18 protein-coding genes are annotated in these 25,455 nt (G+C 62.6%); 16 read left to right on the top strand and 2 right to left on the bottom strand.

Features of this window, described 5'->3' with window-relative positions; genetic code table 11:
- Positions 1-53: 53 nt before the first annotated feature.
- From ACPPVR_RS28225 to ACPPVR_RS28215, 3 genes are all read left to right on the top strand, one after another.
- Positions 54-1,199 (top strand): HlyD family secretion protein, encoded by a 1,146-nt coding sequence (locus tag ACPPVR_RS28225; RefSeq protein WP_426609834.1) that lies wholly within the window; start codon positions 54-56, stop codon positions 1,197-1,199.
- Positions 1,196-2,692, top strand: coding sequence for an MDR family MFS transporter (locus ACPPVR_RS28220; protein WP_426609833.1), 1,497 nt, complete (start codon positions 1,196-1,198; stop codon positions 2,690-2,692). Before ACPPVR_RS28225 ends, ACPPVR_RS28220 begins: the two co-directional genes overlap by 4 nt.
- A 95-nt stretch (positions 2,693-2,787) precedes the next feature.
- Entirely contained in the window at positions 2,788-3,726 is a 939-nt protein-coding gene (locus ACPPVR_RS28215; protein WP_426609832.1) for an aldo/keto reductase, read from the top strand.
- 83 nt (positions 3,727-3,809) lie between these two features.
- Here the strand turns inward: ACPPVR_RS28215 and ACPPVR_RS28210 are convergent, their stop codons facing one another.
- Positions 3,810-6,650 carry an ATP-binding protein gene (locus ACPPVR_RS28210; RefSeq protein WP_426609831.1) on the bottom strand — a complete coding sequence of 947 codons (2,841 nt, stop codon included), beginning with the start codon at positions 6,648-6,650 and terminating at the stop codon, positions 3,810-3,812.
- A gap of 378 nt (positions 6,651-7,028) precedes the next feature.
- Between ACPPVR_RS28210 and ACPPVR_RS28205 the strand changes: the two genes are divergently transcribed.
- Positions 7,029-8,018, top strand: coding sequence for a Bug family tripartite tricarboxylate transporter substrate binding protein (locus ACPPVR_RS28205; RefSeq protein WP_426609830.1), 990 nt, complete (start codon positions 7,029-7,031; stop codon positions 8,016-8,018).
- A gap of 81 nt (positions 8,019-8,099) precedes the next feature.
- On the opposite strand, the gene ACPPVR_RS28200 is transcribed toward ACPPVR_RS28205, so the two are convergent.
- Positions 8,100-8,858: an SDR family NAD(P)-dependent oxidoreductase gene (locus tag ACPPVR_RS28200; protein WP_426609829.1), complete on the bottom strand. Its 759-nt coding sequence runs from the start codon at positions 8,856-8,858 to the stop codon at positions 8,100-8,102.
- 165 nt (positions 8,859-9,023) lie between these two features.
- On the opposite strand from ACPPVR_RS28200, the gene ACPPVR_RS28195 reads away from it, so the two are divergent.
- From ACPPVR_RS28195 to ACPPVR_RS28140, 12 genes are all read left to right on the top strand, one after another.
- Positions 9,024-10,283 carry an ABC transporter substrate-binding protein gene (locus ACPPVR_RS28195; protein ID WP_426609828.1) on the top strand — a complete coding sequence of 420 codons (1,260 nt, stop codon included), beginning with the start codon at positions 9,024-9,026 and terminating at the stop codon, positions 10,281-10,283.
- A gap of 2 nt (positions 10,284-10,285) precedes the next feature.
- Complete coding sequence (locus tag ACPPVR_RS28190; protein ID WP_426609827.1) at positions 10,286-11,227, top strand: carbohydrate ABC transporter permease; 942 nt, start codon at positions 10,286-10,288, stop codon at positions 11,225-11,227.
- Entirely contained in the window at positions 11,220-12,068 is an 849-nt protein-coding gene (locus ACPPVR_RS28185; protein ID WP_426609826.1) for a carbohydrate ABC transporter permease, read from the top strand. The genes ACPPVR_RS28190 and ACPPVR_RS28185 overlap by 8 nt, the downstream gene beginning before the upstream one ends.
- Positions 12,069-12,090: 22 nt before the next feature.
- Positions 12,091-13,188 (top strand): Gfo/Idh/MocA family protein, encoded by a 1,098-nt coding sequence (locus tag ACPPVR_RS28180; protein ID WP_426609825.1) that lies wholly within the window; start codon positions 12,091-12,093, stop codon positions 13,186-13,188.
- A gap of 10 nt (positions 13,189-13,198) precedes the next feature.
- Positions 13,199-13,843, top strand: coding sequence for a ThuA domain-containing protein (locus tag ACPPVR_RS28175; RefSeq protein ID WP_426609824.1), 645 nt, complete (start codon positions 13,199-13,201; stop codon positions 13,841-13,843).
- A complete protein-coding gene (locus ACPPVR_RS28170) occupies positions 13,840-14,889 on the top strand; it encodes a LacI family DNA-binding transcriptional regulator (protein WP_426609823.1) in 1,050 nt (349 codons plus the stop codon). The genes ACPPVR_RS28175 and ACPPVR_RS28170 overlap by 4 nt, the downstream gene beginning before the upstream one ends.
- 221 nt (positions 14,890-15,110) lie before the next feature.
- Positions 15,111-15,761 carry a response regulator gene (locus ACPPVR_RS28165; protein WP_426609822.1) on the top strand — a complete coding sequence of 217 codons (651 nt, stop codon included), beginning with the start codon at positions 15,111-15,113 and terminating at the stop codon, positions 15,759-15,761.
- Between the two features lie 57 nt (positions 15,762-15,818).
- Complete coding sequence (locus ACPPVR_RS28160) at positions 15,819-17,588, top strand: hybrid sensor histidine kinase/response regulator (protein WP_426609821.1); 1,770 nt, start codon at positions 15,819-15,821, stop codon at positions 17,586-17,588.
- Positions 17,589-18,161: 573 nt separating this feature from the next.
- Complete coding sequence (locus tag ACPPVR_RS28155) at positions 18,162-18,893, top strand: sulfite exporter TauE/SafE family protein (protein ID WP_426609820.1); 732 nt, start codon at positions 18,162-18,164, stop codon at positions 18,891-18,893.
- 140 nt (positions 18,894-19,033) lie between these two features.
- The gene (locus ACPPVR_RS28150; RefSeq protein WP_426609819.1) at positions 19,034-20,302 is read left to right on the top strand and encodes an NHLP bacteriocin system secretion protein; all 1,269 of its coding nucleotides are present in this window, start codon (positions 19,034-19,036) and stop codon (positions 20,300-20,302) included.
- An 11-nt stretch (positions 20,303-20,313) separates the two neighbouring features.
- The gene (locus tag ACPPVR_RS28145; RefSeq protein WP_426609818.1) at positions 20,314-22,542 is read left to right on the top strand and encodes an NHLP family bacteriocin export ABC transporter peptidase/permease/ATPase subunit; all 2,229 of its coding nucleotides are present in this window, start codon (positions 20,314-20,316) and stop codon (positions 22,540-22,542) included.
- Between the two features lie 89 nt (positions 22,543-22,631).
- Entirely contained in the window at positions 22,632-25,445 is a 2,814-nt protein-coding gene (locus tag ACPPVR_RS28140) for an NHLP bacteriocin export ABC transporter permease/ATPase subunit (RefSeq protein WP_426609817.1), read from the top strand.
- Positions 25,446-25,455: the final 10 nt, after the last annotated feature.

Here is a 25,455-nt window from a genome sequence, read left to right as displayed (position 1 = left end):
GGGCCGTATTTGTAACGAGCGTTATTAAATGGGTCAGACGCGAGGACTTTTGGATGCGTTTCAGTTTTGCGCCAATCGCCGGCTTGTGGGGCGATCGCAGGAGCTTCCGCGGGAGCGAAGCTGCCGGCCAGTGGTTCGGACCGGAGCTCGGAAAGCGCCTGCGCCGTCCCTTGATGCTGGCCGTGCCGATCATTGTGGCCGCGTTTGGCGCCTCCATGTATCTCGCCCAGGAGCCATACGTCTCGACCGACGACGCATTCGTTCGTGCCGCCAAGGTGACCATCAACGCCCGGGTATCCGGTCAGGCGGTCGAAATCGCCGTGCGGGACAATGAGCGCGTTCGGCAGGGCCAGGTCCTGTTTCGCATCGATCCGGAGCCTTACCAGATTGCCGTCGATCAGGCGGAGGCGCGGCTCGGCAGTGCGCGCCTCCAGATCGACTCGCTCAAGGCGACCTACCGTCAGCAACAGGCGGAACTACAATCAGCCAAGGAATCGGCTTCCTTCGACGAGCGCGAGTTCGACCGCAAGAAAATGCTGGTCGCCTCCGACTTCACGCCGCGCGCGGTCTTTGAGCGGGCCGAGACGGACATGAAGGTCGCCCGCCACCGCATGACGTCGATCGAACAGCAGATCGCCAACACCATCGTCGCGCTCAACGGCGATCCGGATATTGATGTCGACCGCCATCCGACTGTTCGCGCCGCGAGGGCCCAGCTCGACCGTGCGCGGCTCGATCTCTCCTATGCCACGGTGACGGCGCCCGACGACGGGATCGTGACGAAAGTCGACGACCTCCAGATAGGCGGATTCGTCAATGCTGGAGCGCCGACGTTCTCACTGCTGTCGAGCCGACACGTGTGGATCGAGGCTAACTTCCGCGAGACCGGACTTACCCATATGCGTCCGGGCCAAGAGGCGACGATCGACGTCGACGCCTATCCGGATCGCAAGTTCAGGGCGCATATCGTCAGCATGAGCCCCGGCACCGGGTCGGACTTTTCGATCCTGCCGCCCGAGAATGCGACCGGAAACTGGGTCAAGGTCGTCCAGCGTTTGCCGGTGCGCCTTGAGCTCGACGATCTCGATGCAAACCGGCCGCTGTTCTCGGGCATCAGCGTGACGGCCCGGGTCGACACCGGCTATCGCCGCACCTGGCCGCATCTGCTCCAGCCCGTGCTCGCGACGGAGGGAAAATGAGTACGCCCCACCCAGCGACCGCTGCGCCCCGCGGTCATCACGCGATGGCCGCGGCGGCCCTCATGGCGACCTACATGCAGGCCGTCAACATTTCGATACCGAACGCGGCGCTGCCCCACATTCAGGCGACGCTTTCGATGGCCAATGACGAGGTCGGCTGGGTGTTTTCCTCGTATATCGCCGCCAGCGCCGTGACCATGTCGATCACGCAATGGCTGGCAGGACGCTATGGCCGGAAGGCGGTCTATCAAGCTGCCCTCGCAATCTTCGTGCTCGGTCTCGTCCTCAACACGCTGGCGACGACGTCGATCCAGTTCGTGCTGGCTCGAATTCTCCAGGGACTGGCGAGCGGACCGCTCGCGCCGCTTTCGCTGGCGATCCTGCTCGAGGTGACGCCGCCGGCGCGGCATGCGCGCATGAGCCTGGTGTGGACCGTGAGCTCCCTGCTCGGGATCAGCAGCGGACCTGCCATTGGCGGCTGGCTCAGTGAATATTACGGCTGGCCGTCGATCTTCTATGTCAGCCTGCCGATGACGGGCTTCATCTTCCTGACGATGGCCCAGCTGCTGAGCGAGAAGCGCGCGGAGCGGAGCAAGTCCTTCGACTTCTTCGGGCTGACGACCTTCTCCGTCGGCATGATCGGCCTGCAGATGCTGCTTGACCGCGGCGAGCGCCTCGAATGGTTCGCCTCGACGGAGATCTGGGTCGAAGCAGTCGCGTCGCTCCTGGGATTCTATCTCTTCATCGTGCACGTCATGACGACAAAAGAGCATTTTCTCCGCACGGCGCTGTTCAGGGACCGTAATCTCGTGCTGTCAACGGTCATCTCCTTCGCGCTCGGCTTCGTCCTGCTGCCGACCCTGGCCTTGACGTCCCCGATGCTGGAGGAATTGCTCAACTACCCGGTCGACACCACCGGCTACATGACCATTCCGCGCGGCGTGGCGCTGGTGGGAGCGCTGGTGCTGACGAGTCTTGTTCCGGCGCAGGTCGATTACCGGCCGTTCCTCGTGGGTGGAATGACGCTGGTGGTCTATGCCAACTGGCTGATGCTCGGCTATTCACCCGCGATGGATTGGCGGCCGGTGGTCGAGGCTGGCCTACTCCAGGGTGCCGGCATCGGCATGTTGTTGCCGGCGCTCGCCAGAGGCGCGTTCGGGACGCTCGATCCGAAGCTCCGCCCGGAAGGCAGCGCGCTGATCAACCTGTCGCGGCTCTACGGTAGCACCATCGGCATCGCGGTGGTCCAGCTCTTCTTCTATGCCAACACGCAGGCCGTGCACATCGCGCTCGCCAAGAACCTCACTCCATATCGTGTGGCCGCTTACGTTGGGGGATCGATCGGCAAGCCGGGCCTTGCTGCGCTCAACGGCATGGTCACGCGGCAGGCGGCGACGGTCGCAGTCATCGATCAGTTCGAGATCTTGATGTTCGCCATGCTTGTCGTGATCCCGCTCGTGTTCTTTCTCCGCAAGCCGCGTCCCGCCGGTTAGCGCCGGGGAGTCGTGACATTGGCATCGCATCGTCAATTTCGATCGCCTCGTCCCGCGCATGTATGGGAGCCGAGGACAAACAAAGGAGCAGCAGCATGAATACGTTCGATTCGCTTCGCTATACGAGGATTCCCACGCATGGGTCAGGGACGATTCCCGCTGTGGGATTTGGCACGCTCATTCCGGATCCGCTCGTGACCAGGCAGGCGACCAAGGCTGCATTGGAGGCGGGGTTTCGACATCTCGATTGTGCGGAGCGCTACCGCAACGAAGCGGCGGTTGGCGAGGCGCTCCAGGAAGGGTTGAAGGAGGGGACTGTTCGGCGTCAGGATCTGTTCGTGACGACGAAGCTTTGGAACACCAATCATCGGCCGGAACGGGTCAAGCCTGCCTTCGATGCCAGTCGCCGGCGGCTGCAACTCGACGATATCGACTGCTACATCATCCATACGCCCTTCGCCTTTCAGCCCGGCGACGAGCAGGACCCGAGGGATGCGAGTGGCCACGTGATCTATGACTCAGGCGTGACGTTGGCGGAGACATGGGGCGCGCTGGAGCGCCTGGTCGACGAGGGGCACTGCAAGTCGATCGGCCTGTCGGACATTACCTTGGAGAAGCTGCGCGAGATCGTTGCAGTCGCGCGGATCAGGCCTGCCATGGTGCAGGTCGAATCGCATCCGTATCTTCCCGAATGGGAGCTTCTCGAGTTCTGTCGCGAACATGGAATTGTGCTCCAGGCGTTTGCAGCGCTGGGACACGCCATGAAGCCGAACCTCCTCGCTGACCCTGTGATCACCGCCATCGCGGAGCGCCTGCGCAAGACACCGGCTCAAGTGGCTCTTGCCTGGGCCGTACAACGCGGCACGGCTTTCCTGACGACTTCGACCAATCCTCGGCGCATCCAGGAAAACTTCGATATTTCGACGTTGCCTGAAGACGCCATGCGGGAGATGCGAGAGCAGATCACGACAAACATCAGGTTCAACACGGTGGTCGAGACCGGCGTGCCTGGATTCATTCCCAGGGCGGGATGAATCGAGCAGAGCGGAGCCGCGTTCCGCGACCGGGACGCGGCGTCGATGTTTGGGTCGAAACCCTTTGGGGCAGGCCGCTTGGGTCAGGTCCGCAGTTGCGAGATCAGAGCGCGGGCGATCCGCATGTCTGCGATGTCGGATCCTTCGGTCATCGCCTCGCAAACCTTCTCAAGAATTGCGTGTGCCTCAGCGCGCTGGTCCCGTCCAATCCTGAACTGCGCAATGCTGATCGCGCATCGCAGCTGCCAGAAGCCTGCGCCCTGTTGTGTTGCCATGTCCATGGCTTCGTAAAAGCAGGCCTCGGCGGCTTGCGAATCCGGTGCCTCTCTCAGCATCAGCTCGCCCTTGATGCGGAGAAGCTCCGGCAGATACCAGCGTTCCTGCCTGTCGTTGCAGCGCGCCAACGCGCTTTCGATCGTGTCGAAGCCATGATGGACCTGGTTGGCCTGTCCGAAACAAGCCGCCAGCTCACCGAGCAGGGGAAGAAAGCGCGGCAGGAAGCGCGCATCGCCGGCGCGATTGAGCTCGTCGCGCAAGAGCGGCAGGCCTGTCTCGACGTTCGCGCGCTTGGCCGCGACCAGCGCATTGAAAGCGCGCGCCCACAGACCCCAGAGCCGTATGGCATGGCGCTCGGCATGTTCGAGCAGCTCGGTGCCATAGCGTTCGGCGGCATCGTAGTCCCCGGCCAGGAAGGCGATCGGGCAGGCGGCTTGTCCAAGCACGCTACAGAAGGTCAGCGCGTGGCCGTTGGCCCGGCCCTCGTGGATGTTCCGTTCGGCGAGCGCCAGGCCCTGATCCGCAAAACCCTGGAGCCACAGGATGCGGGCGCGGAAATATTGCGTCGAGATCCGCAGGTCTAGTGGGAAGATCTTTGGCTTCTCGGCCAGCACGTGCAGGGAGGCATTCACCCGGTCGATGCGGACCCGCGCCTCGCTCTGGTCTCCGAGATAATGCAGCGCGACCGCCATGAGCCGGTCGGCCAGCATGAGGTCGGTCTTGTCCGATGAACCTTCCGCGGCTTCGGTGAAACGCTCGGCGAGCGCGCGCGCTTTGCCGAACGCTCCGTTGTTGAACTGGTCGATGCACAAGCCCCAGAGTGCGCGGAGCCGGAAATCCTTGTCGTCGAGCCTGTCAGCCAGTTCGAGCGTTGCCTCGAGGATGGGACGCGCCTCGCGTGCCCGCCCTTCGCCGTACATCAGCGACCAGCCGAGCGCCGCCAGGAGCTGCATGCGGACCCGGTCGCCACCGTGGTCTCCGAGCGCGGTAAGCGCCGTTCTGGAGCGCTCACGACACTCGGCGAACAGCGAAAGACGCACCCAGAGCGAGACCGCCACCGCCGTCAGCGCAATGCCCAGCTGTGCGTCGCCATCGGGGGAGAAGGCCCAATCCAGCGCGGCGCGTAGATTGTCCAATTCCGCGCCATAGTTGCCAAGCCAGTCGGACAGCGGAGCGGAGGTCTCCGCTTCAGCGCGCTCGAACAGGTCGCGAAAATAGTCGGCATGCCGTTGTGCAATTCGCTTTGCCTCGCCGGCTTCGATCAGCTTCGCGAGTGCGTAGGTGCGCGTGGTATCCAGCAGGCGATAGCGCAGCGCCCGTGCGCCCGACGGTGCGATCAGCGATTTCGTGACGAGATTGTCGATCGCCTCCATGGTCTCCGACGCACTCAGTCCTTCGCCCGAGGCGACGGCGGCGGCCGCCTCTGGCGTGAACGGCCCGACGAAGACCGACAATCTCCGCAAGATGGCGCTCTCGGACGCGGGAAGAAGATCGTAGCTCCAGTCGAGCGCGGCGCTGAGGGTCTGATGTCGCGGAATGGCCGTGCGTCGCCCACGCCATTGCAGCGAAAAGCGGCTGTCGAGGAGGGAGGCCGTGCCCGCGATTCCATAGGCATTGACGCGTCCCGCGGCAAGCTCGATCGCGAGCGCGATGCCGTCGAGGCGGCGGCAGATGTCGGCGACCAGCGGTGCCTCTTCAGCGCTGAGCTGAAACGAGCCAGAGCTCTGCGCGATACGTTCGACGAAGAGCTGGGCCGCGGGATAAGCGAGGACGTCGGCCACGGCAAGGTCGTCGCGCCGGGGCGGACAATCCAGCGGAAACAGCCGAAAGATCCGTTCGCCTTCGCTGCGAAAGGATTCCCGGCTGGTTGCGAGCACATGCAATCGTGGAGCCTCGCGAACGAGGCGCTCGACGAGCGGCGCAAGGGTCTCCAGCACGTGCTCGCAACTGTCGAAGATCAGCAACGTCGGCTTCGCCTGGAGGTGTGTCAGCAGGGCCGGGACCGGATCCTCCGCATTGATCGCCAGCCCGAGCGTCGATGCAATGGTGATTGCGGCGAGTTCGGGCTTCCTCACTGGTCCGAAATCGACAAAGAAGACATGTCCGTCGAAAAGGGCCAGCTGGCGATGGCCGACGGTCACGGCCACCGCGGTCTTGCCGATTCCGCCAGGGCCGACCACGGTGACGAAGCGATGCAGCAAGAGCCCGGTTGAAATCTTCTCGATGACGTCGTCGCGTCCGATCACCCGGGCGAGCGGAGGTGGAAGCGAGCGGGAGAGGGGGGCATCGACCGTAGAAGGAGGAAGCGCAGGCGCAACCTGGGCGAGAGACGCGACGAAGCAATAGCCGCGCCCGGGCACATTGACGACATAGCGGGCCGACTTGCCGGTGTCGCCAAGGGCCTTGCGCAGAGCCGCGATGTGGAAGCGGAGGCTGCCATCGTCAACATTCACGTCGGCCCAGACGCGCTTGACCAGCTCTCGCTTGTCGACGACTTCGCCGGGCCGCTCGGCCAGGAAGATCAGGATGTCGAGCGCGCGGCCTCCAACGTGAAGGTGCGCGCCGTCCCTCTCCAAAAGTCGGGACCTAGGAAATAATCGAAATGGCCCAAAAGAAATGGCCGAGTCCTGGTTGTTATCGTTCGGCACGCACCATCGCCCCCTCGGCAGGGAGTCAAATATGTTTGAACTTGGTCTAGCAGATCGAGGCGGTGAGTAAACTGGACGAAAGCAGCGGGGCTGGCCTGCGGGCCTACTCCCGGTCCCTTCCGACCGGTCTATCGTGGCGAGAATATTGCTTTCTGATGAAGGACTTAAGTCGGTGGCGAAGCGATGCCATCAGGGCCGCTGCCTGCCCCGCGCAGGGGGGTATGCCGCAATAAGAGGCGGAACTTCCTGCTTTGCTCATGAGCCGTTGGTCGCCTCACCGATCGCGCCTGCCATTGACGACGGCGGCATAGTGCTGCGAATGGAGCTTTGGCAGCCGGTCCCGCCTCTGATCAATGCCATCGACTTTCGGAATAGGACATGCCCCCCCTCTCGCGGCGACAATTCGTCAATGCGGCCGCGTTTGCAGCGACGCTCGCTGGAATTCCACGCAGCGGAAGCGCAGCAGACTATCCATCTCGTCCCATTCGGCTGGTGATCCCCTATGGAGCCGGCGGCTCAGGTGATGAGATCGGACGTCCTTGGGTGGACAGGATGTCCTCGCAGCTTGGTCCCACTTTCGTCGAGAACATCGGCGGTGCAGGCGGCGCGATCGGGACGACTGCAGTCGCGCGCGATGCCGCTGATGGCTATTCGTTGCTTTTGGGAAATGGCAGCACGCAGGTCATCATTCCGCTGACGACGGCAAATCCCTCCTATTCTGCCGGCGACTTCCGGGCGATCTATCGCTTGATCAGCAGTGCACTTGTTTTTGCCACTCATCCGTCTGTGCCGGCCACAAATCTGAAAGAGTTGATCGCCTACGCCAAGGTCCATCCCGGCACGATGTCCTACGGGACGCCCGGCATCGGCACCGGAAATCACCTCGTCGGCGAGTTGTTCAAGCAGCAGGCGGGCGCGTTGGATATCGTCCACGTTCCCTACAGGGGGATCGCGCAGGCAACCAACGACCTCGTCAGCGGCCAGATATCTCTCATCATTGCCGTCATGTCGGTTCAATTGCAGCAACTGGGTCAGGCCGGCAAGATACGGCTACTCGCAGTCACACCTGACAAGCGGTTAAGCGGTGCGCCGGACATACCAACCGCTATTGAATCAGGTATGCCGGATCTCAGATATGAGGGATGGTTCGGCCTGTTCGCGCCGAAAATGACGGATGACGCGATCATCGATCGGATCGCGCAGGCGACACGGGCCGCGATGGCAGATCCTGCGCTTCAGGCGAATTATCGCGCGCAGGGGATGGAGCCGGACAGCGATTCGAACCCCGACAAATTCCAGCGGATTGTCGATGCAACATCGGCAAGCCTTGCTCCCGTGATCAAGTCGATCGGGCTTCAGTCGTTGTGAGCGCGACGCGGGGCTTGATCGGCGGATGCGCGCCGGAGAACGCACGGATTCAACGATTGCCGTTGAGCCTGCGAACCGGTCTTACACCCAGCCGCCATCGACGATGTAGTGCTGAGAAGTGCAGGCGGAGGCCTCGTCGGAGGCGAGGAATACGGTGAATTTCGCAACCTCGTCAGGCACCAGCCGACGTTTCAGGCACTGTCGCTGCTGCAGTTCGACCTCGCCCGCCGGCGTCATCCACTTCTCGAGCTGGCGCTCGGTCATGATCCAGCCAGGCGCGATCGCGTTCACGCGGATATTGTAAGGACCATAGTCGCGCGCCAGTGAGCGCGTGAGGCCGATCACGCCAGATTTGCTGGAGGTGTAGGCGGCCATGCCGCCTTGTCCCGCGATCCATGACACCGAGCCAAAATTGATGATGGCGCCGGCATTCGCCGCCTTCATGTCCGGCAGCACGGCTTGCGACGCAAAGAACTGGTGCTTCAGATTCACCGCGATGCGGTCGTCCCAATATTCCGGCGTCATCTCCTCGGTATTGTGCCGCTCGTCATGCGCGGCATTGTTGATGAGGATGTTGATCGCACCGAACGCGTTGCGCGCCTCCGCGACGCCGGCCCGCAACGCGGCGATATCGGTCAGATCGACGCGCTGGAAATGCGCGTTCAGACCTCGATCCGACAGCTCGCGTGCCAGGCGTTGGCCCTCGTCGGCCTTGATGTCGAAGAAGACGACAATGGATTTCTGCTGCGCAAAGCTCTGCACGATCGCAGCGCCAATTCCCGATGCACCACCGGTGACGAGAACAACTTTGCCGGCGAGATCTGAATAAACGGCGGCCATGGGTGCCTCTCGACTTGCTGACGGGCGGTGCGACACGCAGCCCAATTCCTCCGCAGACCTTAGCCATGGTCGGCCTGAGATGCATAGATCAGAATTTAAGTTGCGTACCTCAAAAATTGAAGGCAGGATTGCAATCAAAGAATAAAAGCCGTTGGGAGGAATGTGATGAGACTGCTCGGGAAGCTGGGACTCGCCGCTGTCGCATGCCTGCTTTGGGCCAACTCCGCCGCAGCCGACACAACGGTGAAGTGGCTGCACATCGAGGCGAATTCGGCCCCGGTGAAGATCTGGGAGGAGGTCGCGCGCGCCTATGAGGCGTCGCATCCTGGCGTCAAGATCGAGATGCAGTTCCTCGAGAACGAGGCTTACAAGGCCAAGCTCCCGACCATCCTGCAATCCAAGGACCGGCCGAACATCATCTACAGCTGGGCCGGGGGCGTCCTGAAGACGCAGATCGAGGCTGGTGTCCTCGATGACATCACCGATCAGGTGAAAGGCTACAGCGACAGCTTGACGCCGGCGGCGCTCGCCGCCTTCACCAGCAATGGCCGCGTCTATGGCCTGCCTACCGCGCTGTCGCAAGTCGGCTTTCTTTGCAACAAGGAGCTGATGGCCAAGGCTAAGGTCGATCCTGCCGGGATCAAGAGCTGGGACGATCTACTTGCCGCAGTGAAGACACTAAAGGCAGCCGGCGTGACCCCGATCGTGGTCGGCGGCGCTGACAAATGGCCGCTGCACTTCTATTGGACGCATCTTGCGGTACGTATTGGCGGCAAGCCGGCGTTCGATGCGGCGTTGCGCGGCGAGAACGGTGGCTTTGCTGGCGAGACTTTCCAGAGATCCGGCGAGCTGTTCAAGCAACTCGTTGATCTCCAGCCGTTCCAGAATGGCTTCCTCGGTTTCAAGAATCCGCAGGCCGTCGGCTATTTCGGTGACGGCAAGGCGGCGATGACGCTCGCGATCAGCACGGTCTATCATTTGCAGCGCGCACTCGCGGCCGACAAGGTTGGACTGAGCGAAGACAAGATCTGCTGGTTCGACTTTCCGGTCGTGGCCGGCGGCAAGGGCGCACCGACGGATACGCTCGGCGGAATCACCGGCTGGCTCATCACCAAGGGCTCGCCGAAGGAGGCGGTCGATTTTCTCAAGTACTTCGTCTCGAAGGACGCGCAGACGCGGCTTGCGGCGGGCAACTTCATCATCCCGGTGGTGCAGGGCGCCGACGCCGGCCTCAACAATTCCTTCATGAAGCTGATCGCGGCCAATCTGGCGAAGTCGAACTATCACCAGAACTTCTATGACCAGAGCCTCGGCCCCTCGGTCGGTCGCGTCGTCAACGACGTCACCGCCGAAATCGCCGGCGGCAGCATGAGTCCGCAAGACGCAGCCAGGGCGATCGAGGCGGCATGGAAGCAGGGTAACTGAGGGTGGCGCGCCAGACCGCGAGCTCGCCGGCGATGGGCGCTGCGCAGACATCGTTCTCCCCGCTCGCGGTTCGCGGCCCGAGCTGGGACGGCCGCTTCACCGTCCTCATCCTGTTCCTGCCGCCGGCGCTGCTATTGTTCACGCTGTTCGTGGTGCTGCCGATCGGCGAGGCCGCCTGGTACTCGGCGTTCAACTGGAACGGGTTCGGCCAGCCGACCCACTGGATCGGCTTCGACAATTACCGCTTCGTGCTGGAAACGCGCGCGTTCTGGCTCGCCTTGCGCAACAACGGGCTCATCATCGCCGTCTCGCTGCTGATACAGCTGCCGCTCGCGTTGACGTTGGCCCTGATGCTCGCCGAACGCTTCCGCGGCGCCGTGGCGCTGCGCATGTTGTTCTTCATGCCCTATATCCTGGCCGAGATCGCGACCGGGCTGATTTTCAGCTTTGTCTATGACGGCGATTACGGCCTGGTCGCCTCGATCTGGCGCACCTTCGGCGCCGAGCCGCCGCATTTGCTGGCCTCGACTGACACGGCGATGCCGGCAGTGTTGGTCGTGATCGTCTGGAAGTACTTCGGCTTCCACATGATGCTGTTCATCGCGGCACTCCAGGGCCTCGACAAGAGCCTGATCGAAGCAGCCCGCATCGACGGCGCGACGCGGTCGCAGACCCTGCGCCATGTCGTCATTCCCTTGCTCTATCCGACGATCCGGCTCTCGGTGTTCTTCGCCATCGTCGGCTCGCTGCAGCTGTTCGACCTGATCATGCCGCTGACGCGCGGGGGACCTGCGGATTCCTCGAACACGATGGTGAGCTTTCTCTACAACAACGGCATCTCCCGTATGCGGGTCGGCTATGGCAGCGCAATCGGTGTCATCCTGTTCGCGATCTGCGTGACCTTTGCCTTCACGTATAAGCGATGGTTCATGCGCGATGAGTAGGGCCGAGACCACCCGCACGCCGTTCGACCCCGCCGTGCTCGTCAAGGCGCTGTTCCTTGCTGCCGTGGCCATCTTCGTGTTGGTGCCGCTGCTGGCGACCTTGCTCGGCGGCTTCAAATCGCTCGGCGAATTGCGCGTCAACCCGTTTGGCCTGCCGCACCATTGGGAGTGGCAGAACTATGCCGACATCCTGTTCTCTGCGCGCTACTGGCAGCTCTTGCGCAACTCGCTGATCATCTCGACGCTTGCGGTGACATTGACCCTGATCGTCGCCTCGATGGCGGCGTTCACCTTCGCCCATGTCAAGTTCTACGGCTCATCGATGCTGCTGAGCTACCTGACGCTCGGCCTGCTGTTTCCGGCGGCGACCGCGGTGCTGCCGCTGTTCATCAGGGTGCGCGACCTTGGGCTGCTCGACACTTATTTAGGCGTCGCGCTGCCGCAAGTGGCCTTCAGCCTCGCGATGAGCGTGCTGCTGCTGAGGCGTTTCTTCAAGGACATTCCCTATGAGCTGCTCGAGGCCGCGCTGGTCGACGGCTGCAGCTACATCAAGTTCTTTCGTTATGTGACGCTGCCGCTGTCGCGACCGATCCTGGCGACCGTCGGCACCATCACCTTCGTTAACAGCTGGAACGCCTATCTGCTGCCGCTGGTGATGCTCAACACTGATGCGCTGTATCCCTGGCCGCTCGGCATCATGGTCTATCAGGGCGAATACTCGTCCGAATGGCATCTGATCCTCGCCTTCATCACGCTGACCATCCTGCCGACGATCATACTGTTCCTGCTCGCGCAGAAGCACATCGTCGCCGGCCTCACCGCGGGCGCGGTCAAGGGATGATCGCAATTTCACGGAGATCACAATGAGAAAAGTCGGCATTGGAATCATCGGCTGCGGCAATATCAGTACGGCTTATCTGAAGGCGGCCCAGCGCTTCCCGGTCATGGAGATCAAGGCGCTTGCCGACATGCGGAGCGATGCTGCGGAGCGCCAGGGCGCTGCCTTCGGGCTGCCGGCGATGCGGGTCGATCAATTGCTCAAACGCGATGACGTCGAGATCGTCATCAATCTCACGGTGCCGCTCGCCCATACCGACGTCAGTCTCGCGGTACTGAACGCCGGTAAGCATGTCCATTCCGAGAAACCGCTCGGCATCAACGTCGTTGAAGCTCGCAAGGTGATGGATCTCGCCGCGCAGAAGGGCCTGCGCGTCGGTTGCGCGCCTGACACGTTCCTCGGCGGTGGACATCAGACCGCGCGCAAGCTGATCGACGACGGCGCGATCGGCACACCGGTAGCGGGCAGCGCCTTCTTCGGTTGTCCTGGGCATGAACGCTGGCATCCGGCGCCGGGCTTCTATTACCTGCGCGGCGGCGGGCCGATGCTGGACATGGGGCCGTATTACATCACCGATCTCGTGCAGTTGCTCGGTCCGGTCGCGAGCGTGATGGGCTCGACCGCGCGGCCGAAATCCGAGCGTCTGGTCACCAGCCAGCCGATGAACGGCGCGCTGATCCCGGTCGAGGTTTCGACCCATGTGGCGGGCATGCTCGAATTCGAGAGCGGGGCGCTGGTCTCGATCGCGATGAGCTTTGATGTACCGAAGCACCGGCACGCGCCGATCGAGATCTACGGCGACAAGGGCAGCATGCTCGTGCCGGACCCGAACCGTTTCGGCGGCGAGGTGCAGGTCGCGAAGACAGGCGGCGAATGGGAAACGGTGCCGTTAACGCATGGTCATACCGATGGCGAGTTCCGTTCCATCGGCGTTGCCGACATGGCCTCCGCAATCCTGAACAACCGGCCGCATCGTGCCTCCGGCGCGCTCGCTTTCCATGTGTTGGAGGTCATGGAGGCGTTCCAGATCTCCGCCGACGAAGGCCGGCGCGTCAAGATCGAGAACCGCGTCGAGCGGCCGGCGATGCTGCCGGCCGGACGTGAAACCGGACAGATCGACTGAGGACAGAAATATGCGCAAGGCAATGATAGTTTGGGGTGGTTGGCCGGGACATGATCCGGATCTCTGTGCTTCGATGATCCGTGGCTGGCTGAAGGCAGAAGGTTTCGAGGTGAGGATCGAGACCACGACGGCAGCCTTCGCCGATCCCGCGATCCACGATCTGTCGCTGATCATCCCGATCTACACCATGTCGAAGATCGAGAAGGCGGAAGCGATCAATCTCTGTGCGGCGGTGCGTAACGGCGTCGGACTTGCCGGCCATCATGGCGGCATGGGCGATGCGTTCCGCGATTCCGTCGACTACCAGTTCCTGTGCGGCGGGCAGTGGGTCGCGCATCCCGGTAACATCATCGACTACAAGGTCGACTTGACGAAGCCGGATGACCCGATCATGAAGGGTCTGAAGAGTTTCGAGCATCGTTCCGAGCAGTACTACATGCATGTCGACCCCGCCAACGAGGTGTTGGCGACAACGACCTTTACCGGTGAGCACGCGCCCTGGATCGAAGGCGTGGTCATGCCCGTGGTATGGAAGAAGCGCTACGGCGCTGGCAAGGTGTTCTATTCCTCGCTCGGCCATCGCGCCTACGAGCTCGACGTACCGGAGATTCGGACGCTGATGACCCGCGGCATGCTCTGGGCGGCGCGCGAATGACAGCCGGTGCGGCGCAGCCGGTGCTTCGCGCCACCCTCGAGGACGTCGCGCGAGCGGCGGGCGTATCGCTCGCCACCGTCGACCGCGTCGTCAACCGGCGCGACGGCGTGCGTGCCAAGACCGTCGCGCGGGTCGAGGCCGCGGTAGCCAAGCTCGGTTATCGTGCCGACGTCGCGGCGGCGCGGCTTGCCCGCGGGCAGACATTCCGCTTCGCCTTCGTGCTGCCGACCGGCAGCAACAGCTTCATGACCAACCTGACCGAGCAGGTCCAGCGCACCGCGGACTGGCTCGCCGGCCAGCGCGGCTTCATCGATATCATCCATGTCGACGTGTTCGATCCGGACGTGCTCGCTGGCGCGCTGGAAACCCTGTCGCCAGCCTATCACGGCGTCGCCGTCATCGCGCTCGATCATCCCAGGGTGCGCGCCGCGATCGACGAACTTGCCGCGCGCGGGGTCGCCGTCGTGACCCTTGTGTCGGACGCGCCGAGCTCGCGCCGCCTGCATTATGTCGGGATCGACAACCCGGCCGCGGGGCGGACTGCGGCAACGCTGATGGGACGTTTCCTCGCCGGCCGTGATGGAGCGGTTGCCGTGATCGCGGGATCGTTGTCGCTGCGCGATCATGCCGAGCGGCAGTTCGGCTTCCACCAGATCCTGTCCAGCGAACATCCGAGACTGCTCGCACTACCGGTGATCGAGGGGCGCGATGACAGTGAGCGCACGCGGGAGCTCACTGCCGCGCTGCTGGCGCGCCATGCCGATCTCCGTGGCATATATTGCTGCGGCGCCGGAAACCGTGGCATCGCCGATGCGCTTGAAGCCTCGGGCCGTGCGCGCGACGTCGTCTGGATCACCCATGAGCTGACCCAGCACACAAGGCGTTTCCTGGTCCGCGGCACGCTCGATGCCATCATCAATCAGGATCCCGGTCACGAGGCCCGGTCTGCGGCGCGCGTCCTGCTCGCGCATTGCTCGGGTGAGCCGATCAGCCCCGACCAGGAGCGTATCCGCATCGACATTTGCCTGCGGGACAATCTGCCGTAACTTCGAGTCCCCGCCCTCGATATTTTCAGGTGCAGGCATCTCGCAGCCGAAGCCGTCGAGCTTCGCCAAAGTTGATGATGACGGTGGCGGAGCATTCAAACGATCACTGCAAAATGGCCAAGGTGACCAAGATCGCAATTGGATTGTGGATGCAATCCTTGATTGATGTTCATTAATACCCTAATACCGTCATCAGCGGCAGCGAGGCATGTGGTGGGCCGGTGAAGACGATCATTGCTGACGACCACGCCGTCGTTCGGGAAGGTCTCAAACAACTTCTGTCGACCGTGGACCAACTTACGGTCAGTGGAGAAGCGGCGGACGGTGAGGCCGTTCACCGGCTGCTGAACGAAGGCGCCGCCGATCTTCTCATACTCGATCTCGGCATGCCGGGCGTGAGCGGGTTTCAGTTCATCGCCAACCTCAAAGCCGAATGGCCGGAGCTGCGGGTTCTTGTGCTCACCGCCAATGTCGAGCCACGTTCGGTTCGGGCAGCCTTTTCCGCAGGCGCGAAGGGCTATTTGACCAAGAGCGGCGATCCTTCCGAGCTTATCGCTGCGGTCGATGCCGTCAGAAAAGGCAACCTCTATGTGGCGGAGGAGGTTCGCTTTGCGGTGGACCAGCATGACGGCTCGAACGAAACCCCGGAGCCCACGGCCGCGATAACATCTCCGATCACGCTGACAAGGCGTGAGCGCCAGATCCTGGGGATGATCCCCCATGGCGCCACCAGCCGCGACATCGCCAACCGTCTCGGCATCAGCCCGCTGACCGCCCGGAAACATCGCGAGAATCTCATGCGGAAGCTTGATCTGCACAGTGGTGCTGAACTGACTGCCTATGCAATTCGTCTTGGCCTTTCAGCGGGCTAGTGCGACGGCAACTCGCGAACGAAGCCGCCGCACCGACCGGCGCGCGGAGGGGTTTCGATGCAGGAAGACAAGATACGCGAGGCGCTCGTCGAGCTCTTGTATCGCAATTCCTATGGCGTGGTGGTCGCCAACATTCTCATCTCCCTGGCGGCAGCCTACGTCCTGAGGAGCACTGTATCGGCGAGCTGGTTGGTCGGATGGCTCGGCGCGGTGTATCTGCTCACCACCATACGAGTCCTGGCGGCGCGGCGGTTCTTCAGCCGGGACAGAGAGCCTGCGTCCGCGTCGCGATGGGCCTGGCTTGCGGCGGCGTTTTCCTGCGTGTCGGGCCTGCTGTGGGGAGCGCTCGGCTGGGTTGGGTTTCTTCCTCAGGAGCCCGTCCTTTTTTCCTTCACGGTCATTGTCTTGACCGGTCTGATCTGCGGCACGGTTCCGTCGCTGTCGGCCTTTCCGCCCGCTCTCGTTGGCTCGATCATCGCTACGGTACTGCCGATCACGGTGCGCTCGATCACCAATGGAGGTGATATCTCCGGCGCATATCTCGCGTTGCTGGCGGGGCTCGTGGCGATCAATCTCTATTACTGCCGCACAACCTACCAGATGCTCCGTGAGACCATCAGGCTGCGCTTGGAAAATGTCGAGCTGGTAAGCCATCTCCAGGAAGAACGCGACCGCGCGCAGGCCGCCGATCGTGCGAAGACGCGTTTTCTTGCGGCCGCCAGTCATGATTTGCGCCAACCAATCCATGCCCTGAGCCTGCTGATCTCTACGCTCGCTGTGCTGGGGCACCGAGGGGCCGTCCAATCCGCAGATGCACGCGATCTCGCCGGTAAGGCAAAATCCATCGTGGGCAATCTCAGCGCCCTTCTCAACGGACTGCTCGACATCTCCCGGCTTGATGCCGGCGTCGTCACCGTTGCGAGGGAAACGGTGAATCTCTCCCAACTGTTCTACCAGCTCAGCAATGAGTTCGCTGCAGCGGCGAAGGATCGTGGCCTTGATTGGCGTGTTGTTGAAAGCCAACTCCAGGTGGACAGCGATCCCATGATGCTGAAACGTATCCTTGGCAATCTGCTGTCGAACGCCTTTCGCTACACGATATCCGGCGGCGCTATGCTCGGCTGCCGCAGGCGCGGCGCTTCGGTGGAAATCCAGGTATGGGATACCGGCCCAGGCATTCCCGCAGATCAGCAAGCCATCATCTTCGAGGAGTTCGTGCAATTGCAGAACCCGGCGAGGGATCGCACGCAAGGCCTTGGGCTTGGCCTTGCCATCGTTCGCCGCACCGCTGCGTTGTTGCAACATCCATTGAAGCTGGTTTCCGTCACCGGGCGCGGCTCGATGTTTTCTGTGACGGTCCCGCAAGCCAGTACGGTGGCGCCTCCCTTGCCCGATAACAAGGCATCGCCCGCAGGCATCGCCGTCAGCATCATGGTCGTGGAAGACGAGAGGGATGTTCTCGATGTCATGGTGCAGTTGCTCAGGCTACAGGGGCATCGGGTCTATGCCGGCCGGTCTGCCGCCGAGGTGCAACAGATACATGCAGAGGCGATGACGGCGGGCGATGCGCCGGTCGATCTGATCATCGCCGACTACCGCCTCGGAGATGGTGCCACGGGCCTGGACGCAATCGAGGACCTCTGCGCGCATATCGGCCGCTCGGTCCCTGCGCTTATCGTGACCGGCGATACCTCGCCGTCACGCATCAAGGACGCCACCGCCGGCGGTCATCGTATCCTGCACAAGCCGATCACAGGCGAGGAATTGTACGAAGCGATCGTTGCAGCCTGTGTTGACGGCGAGGAAGCGATCAAGAGTGATTGCTAAAAGGATGTGCAGCTGCCTCAAGATTGGCGATCATCCGGTCACGGCTGAAGTCGTGTCTCGGCCCTGAGCTTACCCGCGCGCCGCCTGCGGCGGCGCAAGGCCTCACGGTACAGGTCTCCTTGCCGGCGACGAAATACGACGTCTGCCGTATCGCTCGCGAGTGAACCTGGCGATATCTATCCCCCCGAACTGGACGCGCTTGGACGATAGCCGATCTTGAACTCGGCAGTTGGGGGCAGGTGTGTGCCATCAACGGGGCTATCAAGACGAGCAGCGTCGCTTCGAGCGCGTACAAGGAGGTCATTTGGATATGGCAATTATTGATAGCTCCCGCGCCCGGCGACGATCGTCGCCTCTCAAGGCGTGGACAATCACTGTCCTTGCCGGCTTCGGCATCTTGCACGTCGTCGGAGGATACATGCTGCATCACGTGCAAAGTATCCGACCTGTCGAAACCAAGATAACGGCGATCCACGGCGACTAGATGGACTGGTTGTTGTCGCTTGCATGAACTCGGACGCCCCCACGCTGTCCGGCGTTGACGACGGTCACCGTTCTTGAGGAAACGATACCATGTCGGACATAGCGGTGTATTTGGTGCTGAGCGTGGCGGTTTTTGCAGGCGCGTTCGTTTCCGGCCTTTCCGGATTTGCGTTTTCCGCGGTCGCCGGCGCCATCTTGCTACACGTTTTTCCGCCCATGGAAGCTGTGCCATTGATGATGGCGTGCAGCATCACCGTACAAGCGGCCAATTTGTTTGCGCTACGCAAAAGCATGGAATGGAAGACCAGCTTCGTTTTCATCGCTGGTGGACTATTGGGCATTCCGATCGCGATCTATCTCCTCCAGAACGTGGATATCGGGATTTTCAGACTGGGTTTTGGCGCTCTCGTATCGCTTTACGCGGCTTATGCCTTGTTGCGGCCAACGGCGGCCTATTTGCGTCAGATGAACAGCCGGAGCAGGAATGCGCTGGTAGGGTTTGGTGGCGGGCTGGTCGGCGGGTTGACCGCGATGCCCGGCGCACTTCCCGCGATCTGGTGCGATATCCACGGTCTTCCGAAAACGCAGCAGCGTGGCCTGGTCCAACCCTATATCGGGGTCATGCAATTATTCGCCCTTGCTCTGATGCTCTCGCACCACAGCCTCTCGCTAAAGGTCTTGATCGACTTTGGCATGTCTCTGCCCGCCTTGGCTGCCGGAACGGCTGTAGGTATCGTCCTGTTCGGACGGATCAACGAGGCGGCCTTCAAACGCATCATCTTGGGTTTGTTGCTGTTTTCGGGACTTTGCCTTGTGATCTAAACGGACGTTTTCGCGGGACGGTGTGGGCGCAGCGCCATTCGACATGAGCCTCCTGACCGACGACGAAATACGACATCTGCCGTATCGCCCAGCGACCGGTTGCCAGCTACATTAGCAGGTCCGATGTTTGCGGGGGCTGTGTGAAACGGGGCACGGAACGAATCTTTCGGGAAGCGGCCATCGAGCGGCTTTCGAATCCCGAGCAGCTTGACCACGTTGTCGGCGTCACCCGCCCGTTCGACTGGATGGCCGCGGCTGCGCTGGCACTGGGGCTTGCCGTGCTGGTCGCATGGAGCGTGCTCGGCCGGATTCCAACCCGCATATCCGGTGACGGCATTTTGTTGAGCAGTGGCGGTCGCCTTGTCGACGCGGTATCCGCAGTCAGCGGAAGGTTGGCCTCACTCGACGTCGGCATCGGCCACGGGGTCCGCCGCGATCAAGTGATTGCCCGGGTTGTCCAGACCGAGACCGAACAGCGGCTTCAGCAGGCGAGGGACGTCCTGCGCGAGCGCGAACGCGAGCATACCGAGCTCACCGGGGCGATCTCGCGGGAAATCGATGCCAAGCTTGCAAATTATGCGGCGCAGGAGGCCGGTCTGGCCAACGTGATCGCGGCTGCCGAAAAGCGCACCGCCTATCTCACGGACGAGGTAGCCAAGCTCGAGCCGGCAGCAGCGAACGGAACTGTCACCCGCAGGTATCTGGAGGACCGCCGCGTCGAGCTCAACAATGCGCGGGAACGCATCACCGACGCAAGGAACGACATTCTCAAGCTCAGTGCGCAGCGGCTGGATCTCCAGAGCCAGCGTGAGCGCGATGGTTTGCTCTCGGAATTCAAGGTCAATGATGCGAAGCGGACGGTTGAGCAACTTGCTGCAGAGCTCGAGCGAGGATCGCGGATACTCAGTCCCGCCGACGGTCGTGTCGTCGAACTCAAGGTGTCCAGTGGTGCGGTGCTTGCCATCGGTACCTCGGTGATCGAAATTGAGACTGCGGGGCAGGTTCTGGAGGCAACTGTCTACATGCCGCCGGACCGCGGCAAGAACATCAGGCCGGGCATGGAGGTCCGTATCGAGCCGAGCACCATCAAGCGGGAAGAATTTGGCGCGATTGTCGGCAAGGTGGTCGCAGTTTCAGATTTCCCCGTAACGCCCCAAGGTATGCTGGCGGACCTGCACAACGATGCACTGGTCAAACGCTTCTCGCAGGACGGGGCACCCTATGCGGCGAAGGTAACCCTGGAGCGCGATCCCTCAACCTTCAGCGGGTATCGCTGGACCTCGGGCAAGGGGCCGCCGATCCCGCTTTCGAGCGGTACGCTGACCCGCGCCGAGGTCACCACGCGTGAGCAGCCGCCGATCGATCTGGTGGTTCCGCTGATGAAGCGGCTGAGCGGCATCGGCGGCTAGGATCGCCAGCCATGACCGCATCGCGCCGAACCGACGCCCAGCCGCTGCTCCTCGATCATCTCGGCGATTGGATCAGGCGCGTCCTCCTGCGGATTCGGCGGCGACGCTGGGTCACTCCCACGGTGTTCCAGATGGAAGCGCTGGAATGCGGCGCTGCCTCGCTCGCGATGATCCTGGCGTATCACGGTCTGTGGGTGCCGCTGGAAAAGCTGCGCGAGGCCTGCGGCGTGTCAAGGGACGGCAGCAAGGCCAGCAACGTGCTGAAGGCCGCGCGGCAATTCGGACTGACGGCTAAGGGATTCAGGAAAGAGCCGGCAACGCTTCATGAGTTGCCGATGCCGTCGATCATCCACTGGAACTTCAACCATTTCGTGGTGCTGGAAAAGCTGGATTCGAATTACGCCTGCATCAACGATCCCTCGACCGGGCGTCGCAAAGTCGGTCACGACGAGTTTGACGCGGCCTTCACGGGCGTCGTCCTGGCGATGGAGCCGGGCCCCGACTTCCGGCCGTGCGGGCGGGAGCCCAATTTTCTTCCGCTGCTGCTGCAGCGGTTGTCGAATTCGTTGGGGGCAGTGCTGCTGCTGGTTGCACTCAGCATGGCGCTGGTGGTGCCCACGATCCTGATTCCGACTTTCGCGAAAATCTTTGTCGATGACGTCCTGATCCAGCATGTCGAGGGCTGGTTCACGCCCTTGCTGATCGGCATGGCGCTCACCGCGTTGGCGCGGGCGTTGATGACAGCATTTCAGCAGTCGCTGCTCCTGCGCATCCAGACCAAGCTCACGGTGACGATGGTCAGCCAGTTGCTATGGCACGTCCTGACCCTTCCAATGGAGTTCTTCACCCAGCGGCACTCGGGCGACCTTGCCAACCGCATGGCCGCCGGCGAACAAATCGCCCAACTGCTTTCGAACGGGGTGGCTGCCAATGCTCTGAACCTGGTCTCGGTCGTCTTTATCGCCGTCACAATGGCGTTCTACGACGGTCTCCTGGCCGCGATCAGCATCGCCATGGCCCTCCTCAATGTACTCGTCCTCAGGCTGGTCGCCCGCCAGCGCGAGGACCTCAACCGCAAGCTGGTCATCGAACGTGCCAAGCTGAATGGAAGCACCATCGAAATCATCCGCACGATCGAAACGATCAAGGCCGGCGGTCTGGAGGATGACGCCTTCGCGCGCTGGGCGGGATTTCAGGCTAAAGTGCTGAACGCCGAGCGTGATCTCGGTGTCTACTCCACCTTCCTCGACACCTGTCCGATCTTCCTGACCGGATTGACCACCGCGATTGTGCTGGGTGTGGGTGGCCTGCGGATCGTCGACGGCGCATTGACCATCGGTGGCCTTGTCGCCCTGCAAGCATTGCTCACCAGCCTGGTCGAACCGGTCAACGCACTTGTGCAGCAGGCTTCTGGCTTCCTCGCCATTAAGGGCAATTTGTTCCGGATCGCGGACGTCCTCAACTATCCCGCCCGTCCCCTGGTGTCGATCGATCGCACTCCCGCAACGATGCCCGCAAAACTGTCGGGCCGGGTCGTGTTGAAGGACATCTCGTTCGGCTATTCCGCGCTCGAGCCGCCGCTGATCGAGGATTTTTCGCTGGTCGTAGAGCCCGGCCGCCGCGTGGCCCTGGTTGGGGCGTCGGGCAGCGGCAAATCCACCATTGGACGCTTGATGAGCGGACTTTATCGACCGTGGTCCGGCGACATCTGCATTGACGGCTGGCCGATGGCCGAGATTCCCCAAGAGATATTCACCAACTCGGTCGCCTATGTCGATCAGGAAATCCTGCTGTTTGAGGGGACGGCCCGCGACAACCTCACGCTCTGGGACGATACCGTGCCTGAAGCCAGCATGTCCCGGGCGCTCAAGGATGCGCTGATCCACGAGGAGATCGCCGTCCGCGTCGGCAACTACGATTGCCAGGTGGCCGAGGACGGCAGGAATTTCAGTGGCGGCCAGCGACAGCGGCTCGAGATCGCGCGGGCGCTGGCGGGTAATCCTTCCGTGGTCGTCCTCGACGAGGCCACCTCGGCGCTGGACCCGATCGTCGAAAAGGCGATCGACGACAATCTCCGGCGCAGGGGATGCACTTGCATCATCGTTGCACACCGGCTCAGCACGATCCGCGATTGTGACGAGATCCTCGTCATGAGCAACGGGCGGGTCGTGCAGCGGGGGACGCATCAGGAGCTGCTCGCCGAGGGCGGCGAGTATGTCCAGCTGGTGTCGCGCGAATGAACCGCGCCTACCAGCCGCCGTCCGCCGAATCCCCGCTTTTGCGAGCAGGCGCGGCGTCCGCCCCGATGACGCTCGAGAGCCATCGACCAATGCCGATCAATGACGTCGATCTCGTCCTGCACATCGTGCGCGGATATGTCGACCTGTTTGGCGTCAGAGAGAGCGTCAGCGGAGAGCCGAGCCGCCGGCATCATCTGTTTCGGGTCGAGCAAGGCGCAGTCGTTTTCGGCCTGCCCGGTATCAGCGATGGAAACGGGAATTCGGTGACCGTGATTGCGGTCGGCGGTCTCGAGACCGAGGTCGTGATCGATCATCGCGGCCGCTTCGCCGATCGCGACGCGATCGACGCATGGACTGCTCTCGTGTCGGGAATCATCGCGACGTCTCCTCAAGGGGCGGTCGTTGAGCAGGCCGCGATCGGATCGCGATACACATTGGCATCCGGCGACATTCTCCGGCTGTCCGGCCGGCGGATCGGCTGGATCGGGATTGAGCACGGGACCATCGGCGTGATGGAGATGCCGGAGGCCCTTGGCCCCGGAGAGTATCTCTCGCCAATGCCGCCGGGGAGTTGGATCGTCGCCCGTGAGGACGTAACCTTGGAGGTTCGAAACAGCACGGTCTTCCCGCTTGCCGATATCTGGGCCGCGCTCGATCGATTCCACGTGCGCGTCATGCAGGGCCTGTGTCGCAGGATCGACCAGGAAACGCTTGCTGAGGCCGAGCACCTGCGCCTGCGCTCGAATCTAAACCGGCTGCGGACCACCAGCGTCGTCGGTCGTCTCGCCGGAATCATTAGTGCCGGGTCTGGGGCATCGCAACCCGCGGTGATTGGCGCCAACGGCCTGCTTGCCGCCTGTCGGGAAGTCGGCGAAGCCATCGGCATTTCGCTACAGGCTCCGGCCAGCATGCTGTCCGGCAGTGACGATCTCGCTGATATCATGAGAATCGCGCGAGCGTCGCGGGTGCGAGCGCGGCGCCTGTTGCTGCGAGCGGATTGGTGGACCAACAGCGCCGGTCCGTTCGTCGCGTTTCTCGGCGAAGACCGACGGGCCGTCGCGGTGCTGCCAGGTGCAGGCGGTCGCCACGTCATCATTGACCCCGGCGCCGGGACGCGTCGCGAATTGACGCGGGCGATCGCCTCCGAATTGGCCCCGGAGGCGGTGATGTTCTATCGCGCGCTGCCGTCGCGCGTCCTGACGGTTCGCGATCTCCTCAAGTTCGGAGCAGCGACGGTTCGGGCCGATGTCCTGCGGATCATGCTGGCGGCTCTCTGCCTCGGTCTACTCGCGCTGGCCACGCCGCTGGTGACCAAACTGCTGATCGATTCCGTGCTTCCGCGCGCGGAAGTCGACCAGCTCCTGATCTGCGCCATCGCGCTCGTCGTCGTAACGCTGGTGGCCGGCGGATTTCAGGTGATGCAGGGTATCGCCATGCTCCGGCTCGAGAGCCGGCTGGACTTTGTATTGCAGGCGGCAATTGTCGACCGCCTGCTGCGGATGCCGGCCACGTTCTTCCGCGACTTCTCCGTTGGCGACCTCGCGGACCGAACGCTTGGTGTCGAAGCCGTCCGCACCATCGTCACCGGCCGTGCCATTCGCGGATTTCTGGCGCTTGTCTCCTGCGCCTTCAGTTTTGCCGTGATGCTCACCCTCGATATCAGGTTAGCCATGTTGGCCGCGGCGCTCGCCGTGCTGCGCGTCGCAATAGTGGTCGCGATCAGTCTGCTCCGGCTGTCGGAGGAGCGCGAAAGCCTTTATTTGCAGGGATGGCTGGAGGGGCTGGTTCTACAGCTCCTCACCGGCGTCGGAAAACTGCGGATCTCCAATGCGAGCATGCAGGCGCTTTCGATCTGGGTCGAGCGCTTTTCCAGGCAGAAGCGCCATTTCATCGCGTCGCAGCGTGTGGGAAACCTGCAGAAGAGCATCGAGGCGGCGTTTCCTGCGTTGGCAACGCTGCTGATCTTTGCTCTGGCCCAGACGACATCAGGCGCGAGGCCGGCGCACGAGCTTGGCACGTTCCTGGCATTCTATGCGGCGTTCGGGCTGTCGCTCGCAGCGGTCGGCGAGTGGGCGCAGGCGATCGGAGAACTGCTGGTCGCGATCCCGAGGATCGAACGGATCAAGCCGATCATTTCGATGGCGACCGAAATCAGCGACGAGCGGAAGTCGGTTGGCGATATCAGCGGCGCGATCGAGTTTGCCAACGTGTCGTTCCGCTACGGCGAAGGCGGACCACCGATTCTCGATGATGTCAGCCTCCGCGTCCGCAAGGGAGAGTACCTCGCCATTGTCGGTCCGTCGGGGAGCGGCAAGTCGACACTGTTCCGATTGCTTCTCGGCTTCGAGAAACCGGTATCCGGCGTGATCTTTGTCGACGGCAAGTCGCTCGAGACGATCGACGTCGGCCTGCTGCGCCGCGAGGTCGGTGTCGTGCTGCAGAATTCCAGGCTCGCCTCCGGCAGTGTCTATGAAAACATCTGCGGCGCAGCCCAGCTGTCGATTGACCAGGCCTGGGAGATCGCACGTCTGGCAGGATTCGACCGCGACCTCGAGGCCATGCCCATGGGGATGCAGACACTCGTTGCCGAGGGCGTCAACACGCTGTCGGGTGGCCAGCGCCAGCGCTTGCTGATCGCGCGGGCGCTGGCGCATCGGCCGCGGCTGTTGCTGATGGATGAGGCCACCAGTGCGCTCGACAACCGGTCCCAGGCCATCGTCAGCGAGTCGATATCGAGGCTCAATTTGACGCGCATCGTCATCGCGCACCGGCTCAGTACTGTTCAGTCGGCGGACCGGATCGTCGTGCTGGGCGGCGGCAGGATCGTGCAGACCGGCACCTTTGCCGAATTGATGGCGCAGCCGGGCCTGTTTGCCGATTTCGCCGAACGTCAACTGCTCTAGGGGGGCACCG

The sequence above is a fragment of the Bradyrhizobium sp. McL0616 genome (assembly GCF_049993385.1).
Lineage (GTDB): Bacteria > Pseudomonadota > Alphaproteobacteria > Rhizobiales > Xanthobacteraceae > Bradyrhizobium.
This window is presented reverse-complemented; position numbering and strand designations above follow the sequence as displayed.

Bases quoted from the DNA above. Each gene is read 5' to 3' on its own strand.
- ACPPVR_RS28215 (WP_426609832.1), top strand. From the start codon at position 2,788: ATGAATACGTTCGATTCGCTTCGCTATACGAGGATTCCCACGCATGGG.
- ACPPVR_RS28185 (WP_426609826.1), top strand. From the start codon at position 11,220: ATGAGTAGGGCCGAGACCACCCGCACGCCGTTCGACCCCGCCGTGCTC.
- ACPPVR_RS28195 (WP_426609828.1), top strand. From the start codon at position 9,024: ATGAGACTGCTCGGGAAGCTGGGACTCGCCGCTGTCGCATGCCTGCTT.
- ACPPVR_RS28205 (WP_426609830.1), top strand. From the start codon at position 7,029: ATGCCCCCCCTCTCGCGGCGACAATTCGTCAATGCGGCCGCGTTTGCA.
- ACPPVR_RS28140 (WP_426609817.1), top strand. From the start codon at position 22,632: ATGCCGATCAATGACGTCGATCTCGTCCTGCACATCGTGCGCGGATAT.
- ACPPVR_RS28175 (WP_426609824.1), top strand. From the start codon at position 13,199: ATGCGCAAGGCAATGATAGTTTGGGGTGGTTGGCCGGGACATGATCCG.
- ACPPVR_RS28155 (WP_426609820.1), top strand. From the start codon at position 18,162: ATGTCGGACATAGCGGTGTATTTGGTGCTGAGCGTGGCGGTTTTTGCA.
- ACPPVR_RS28200 (WP_426609829.1), bottom strand. From the start codon at position 8,858: ATGGCCGCCGTTTATTCAGATCTCGCCGGCAAAGTTGTTCTCGTCACC.
- ACPPVR_RS28145 (WP_426609818.1), top strand. From the start codon at position 20,314: ATGACCGCATCGCGCCGAACCGACGCCCAGCCGCTGCTCCTCGATCAT.
- ACPPVR_RS28220 (WP_426609833.1), top strand. From the start codon at position 1,196: ATGAGTACGCCCCACCCAGCGACCGCTGCGCCCCGCGGTCATCACGCG.
- ACPPVR_RS28160 (WP_426609821.1), top strand. From the start codon at position 15,819: ATGCAGGAAGACAAGATACGCGAGGCGCTCGTCGAGCTCTTGTATCGC.
- ACPPVR_RS28170 (WP_426609823.1), top strand. From the start codon at position 13,840: ATGACAGCCGGTGCGGCGCAGCCGGTGCTTCGCGCCACCCTCGAGGAC.
- ACPPVR_RS28225 (WP_426609834.1), top strand. From the start codon at position 54: ATGCGTTTCAGTTTTGCGCCAATCGCCGGCTTGTGGGGCGATCGCAGG.
- ACPPVR_RS28180 (WP_426609825.1), top strand. From the start codon at position 12,091: ATGAGAAAAGTCGGCATTGGAATCATCGGCTGCGGCAATATCAGTACG.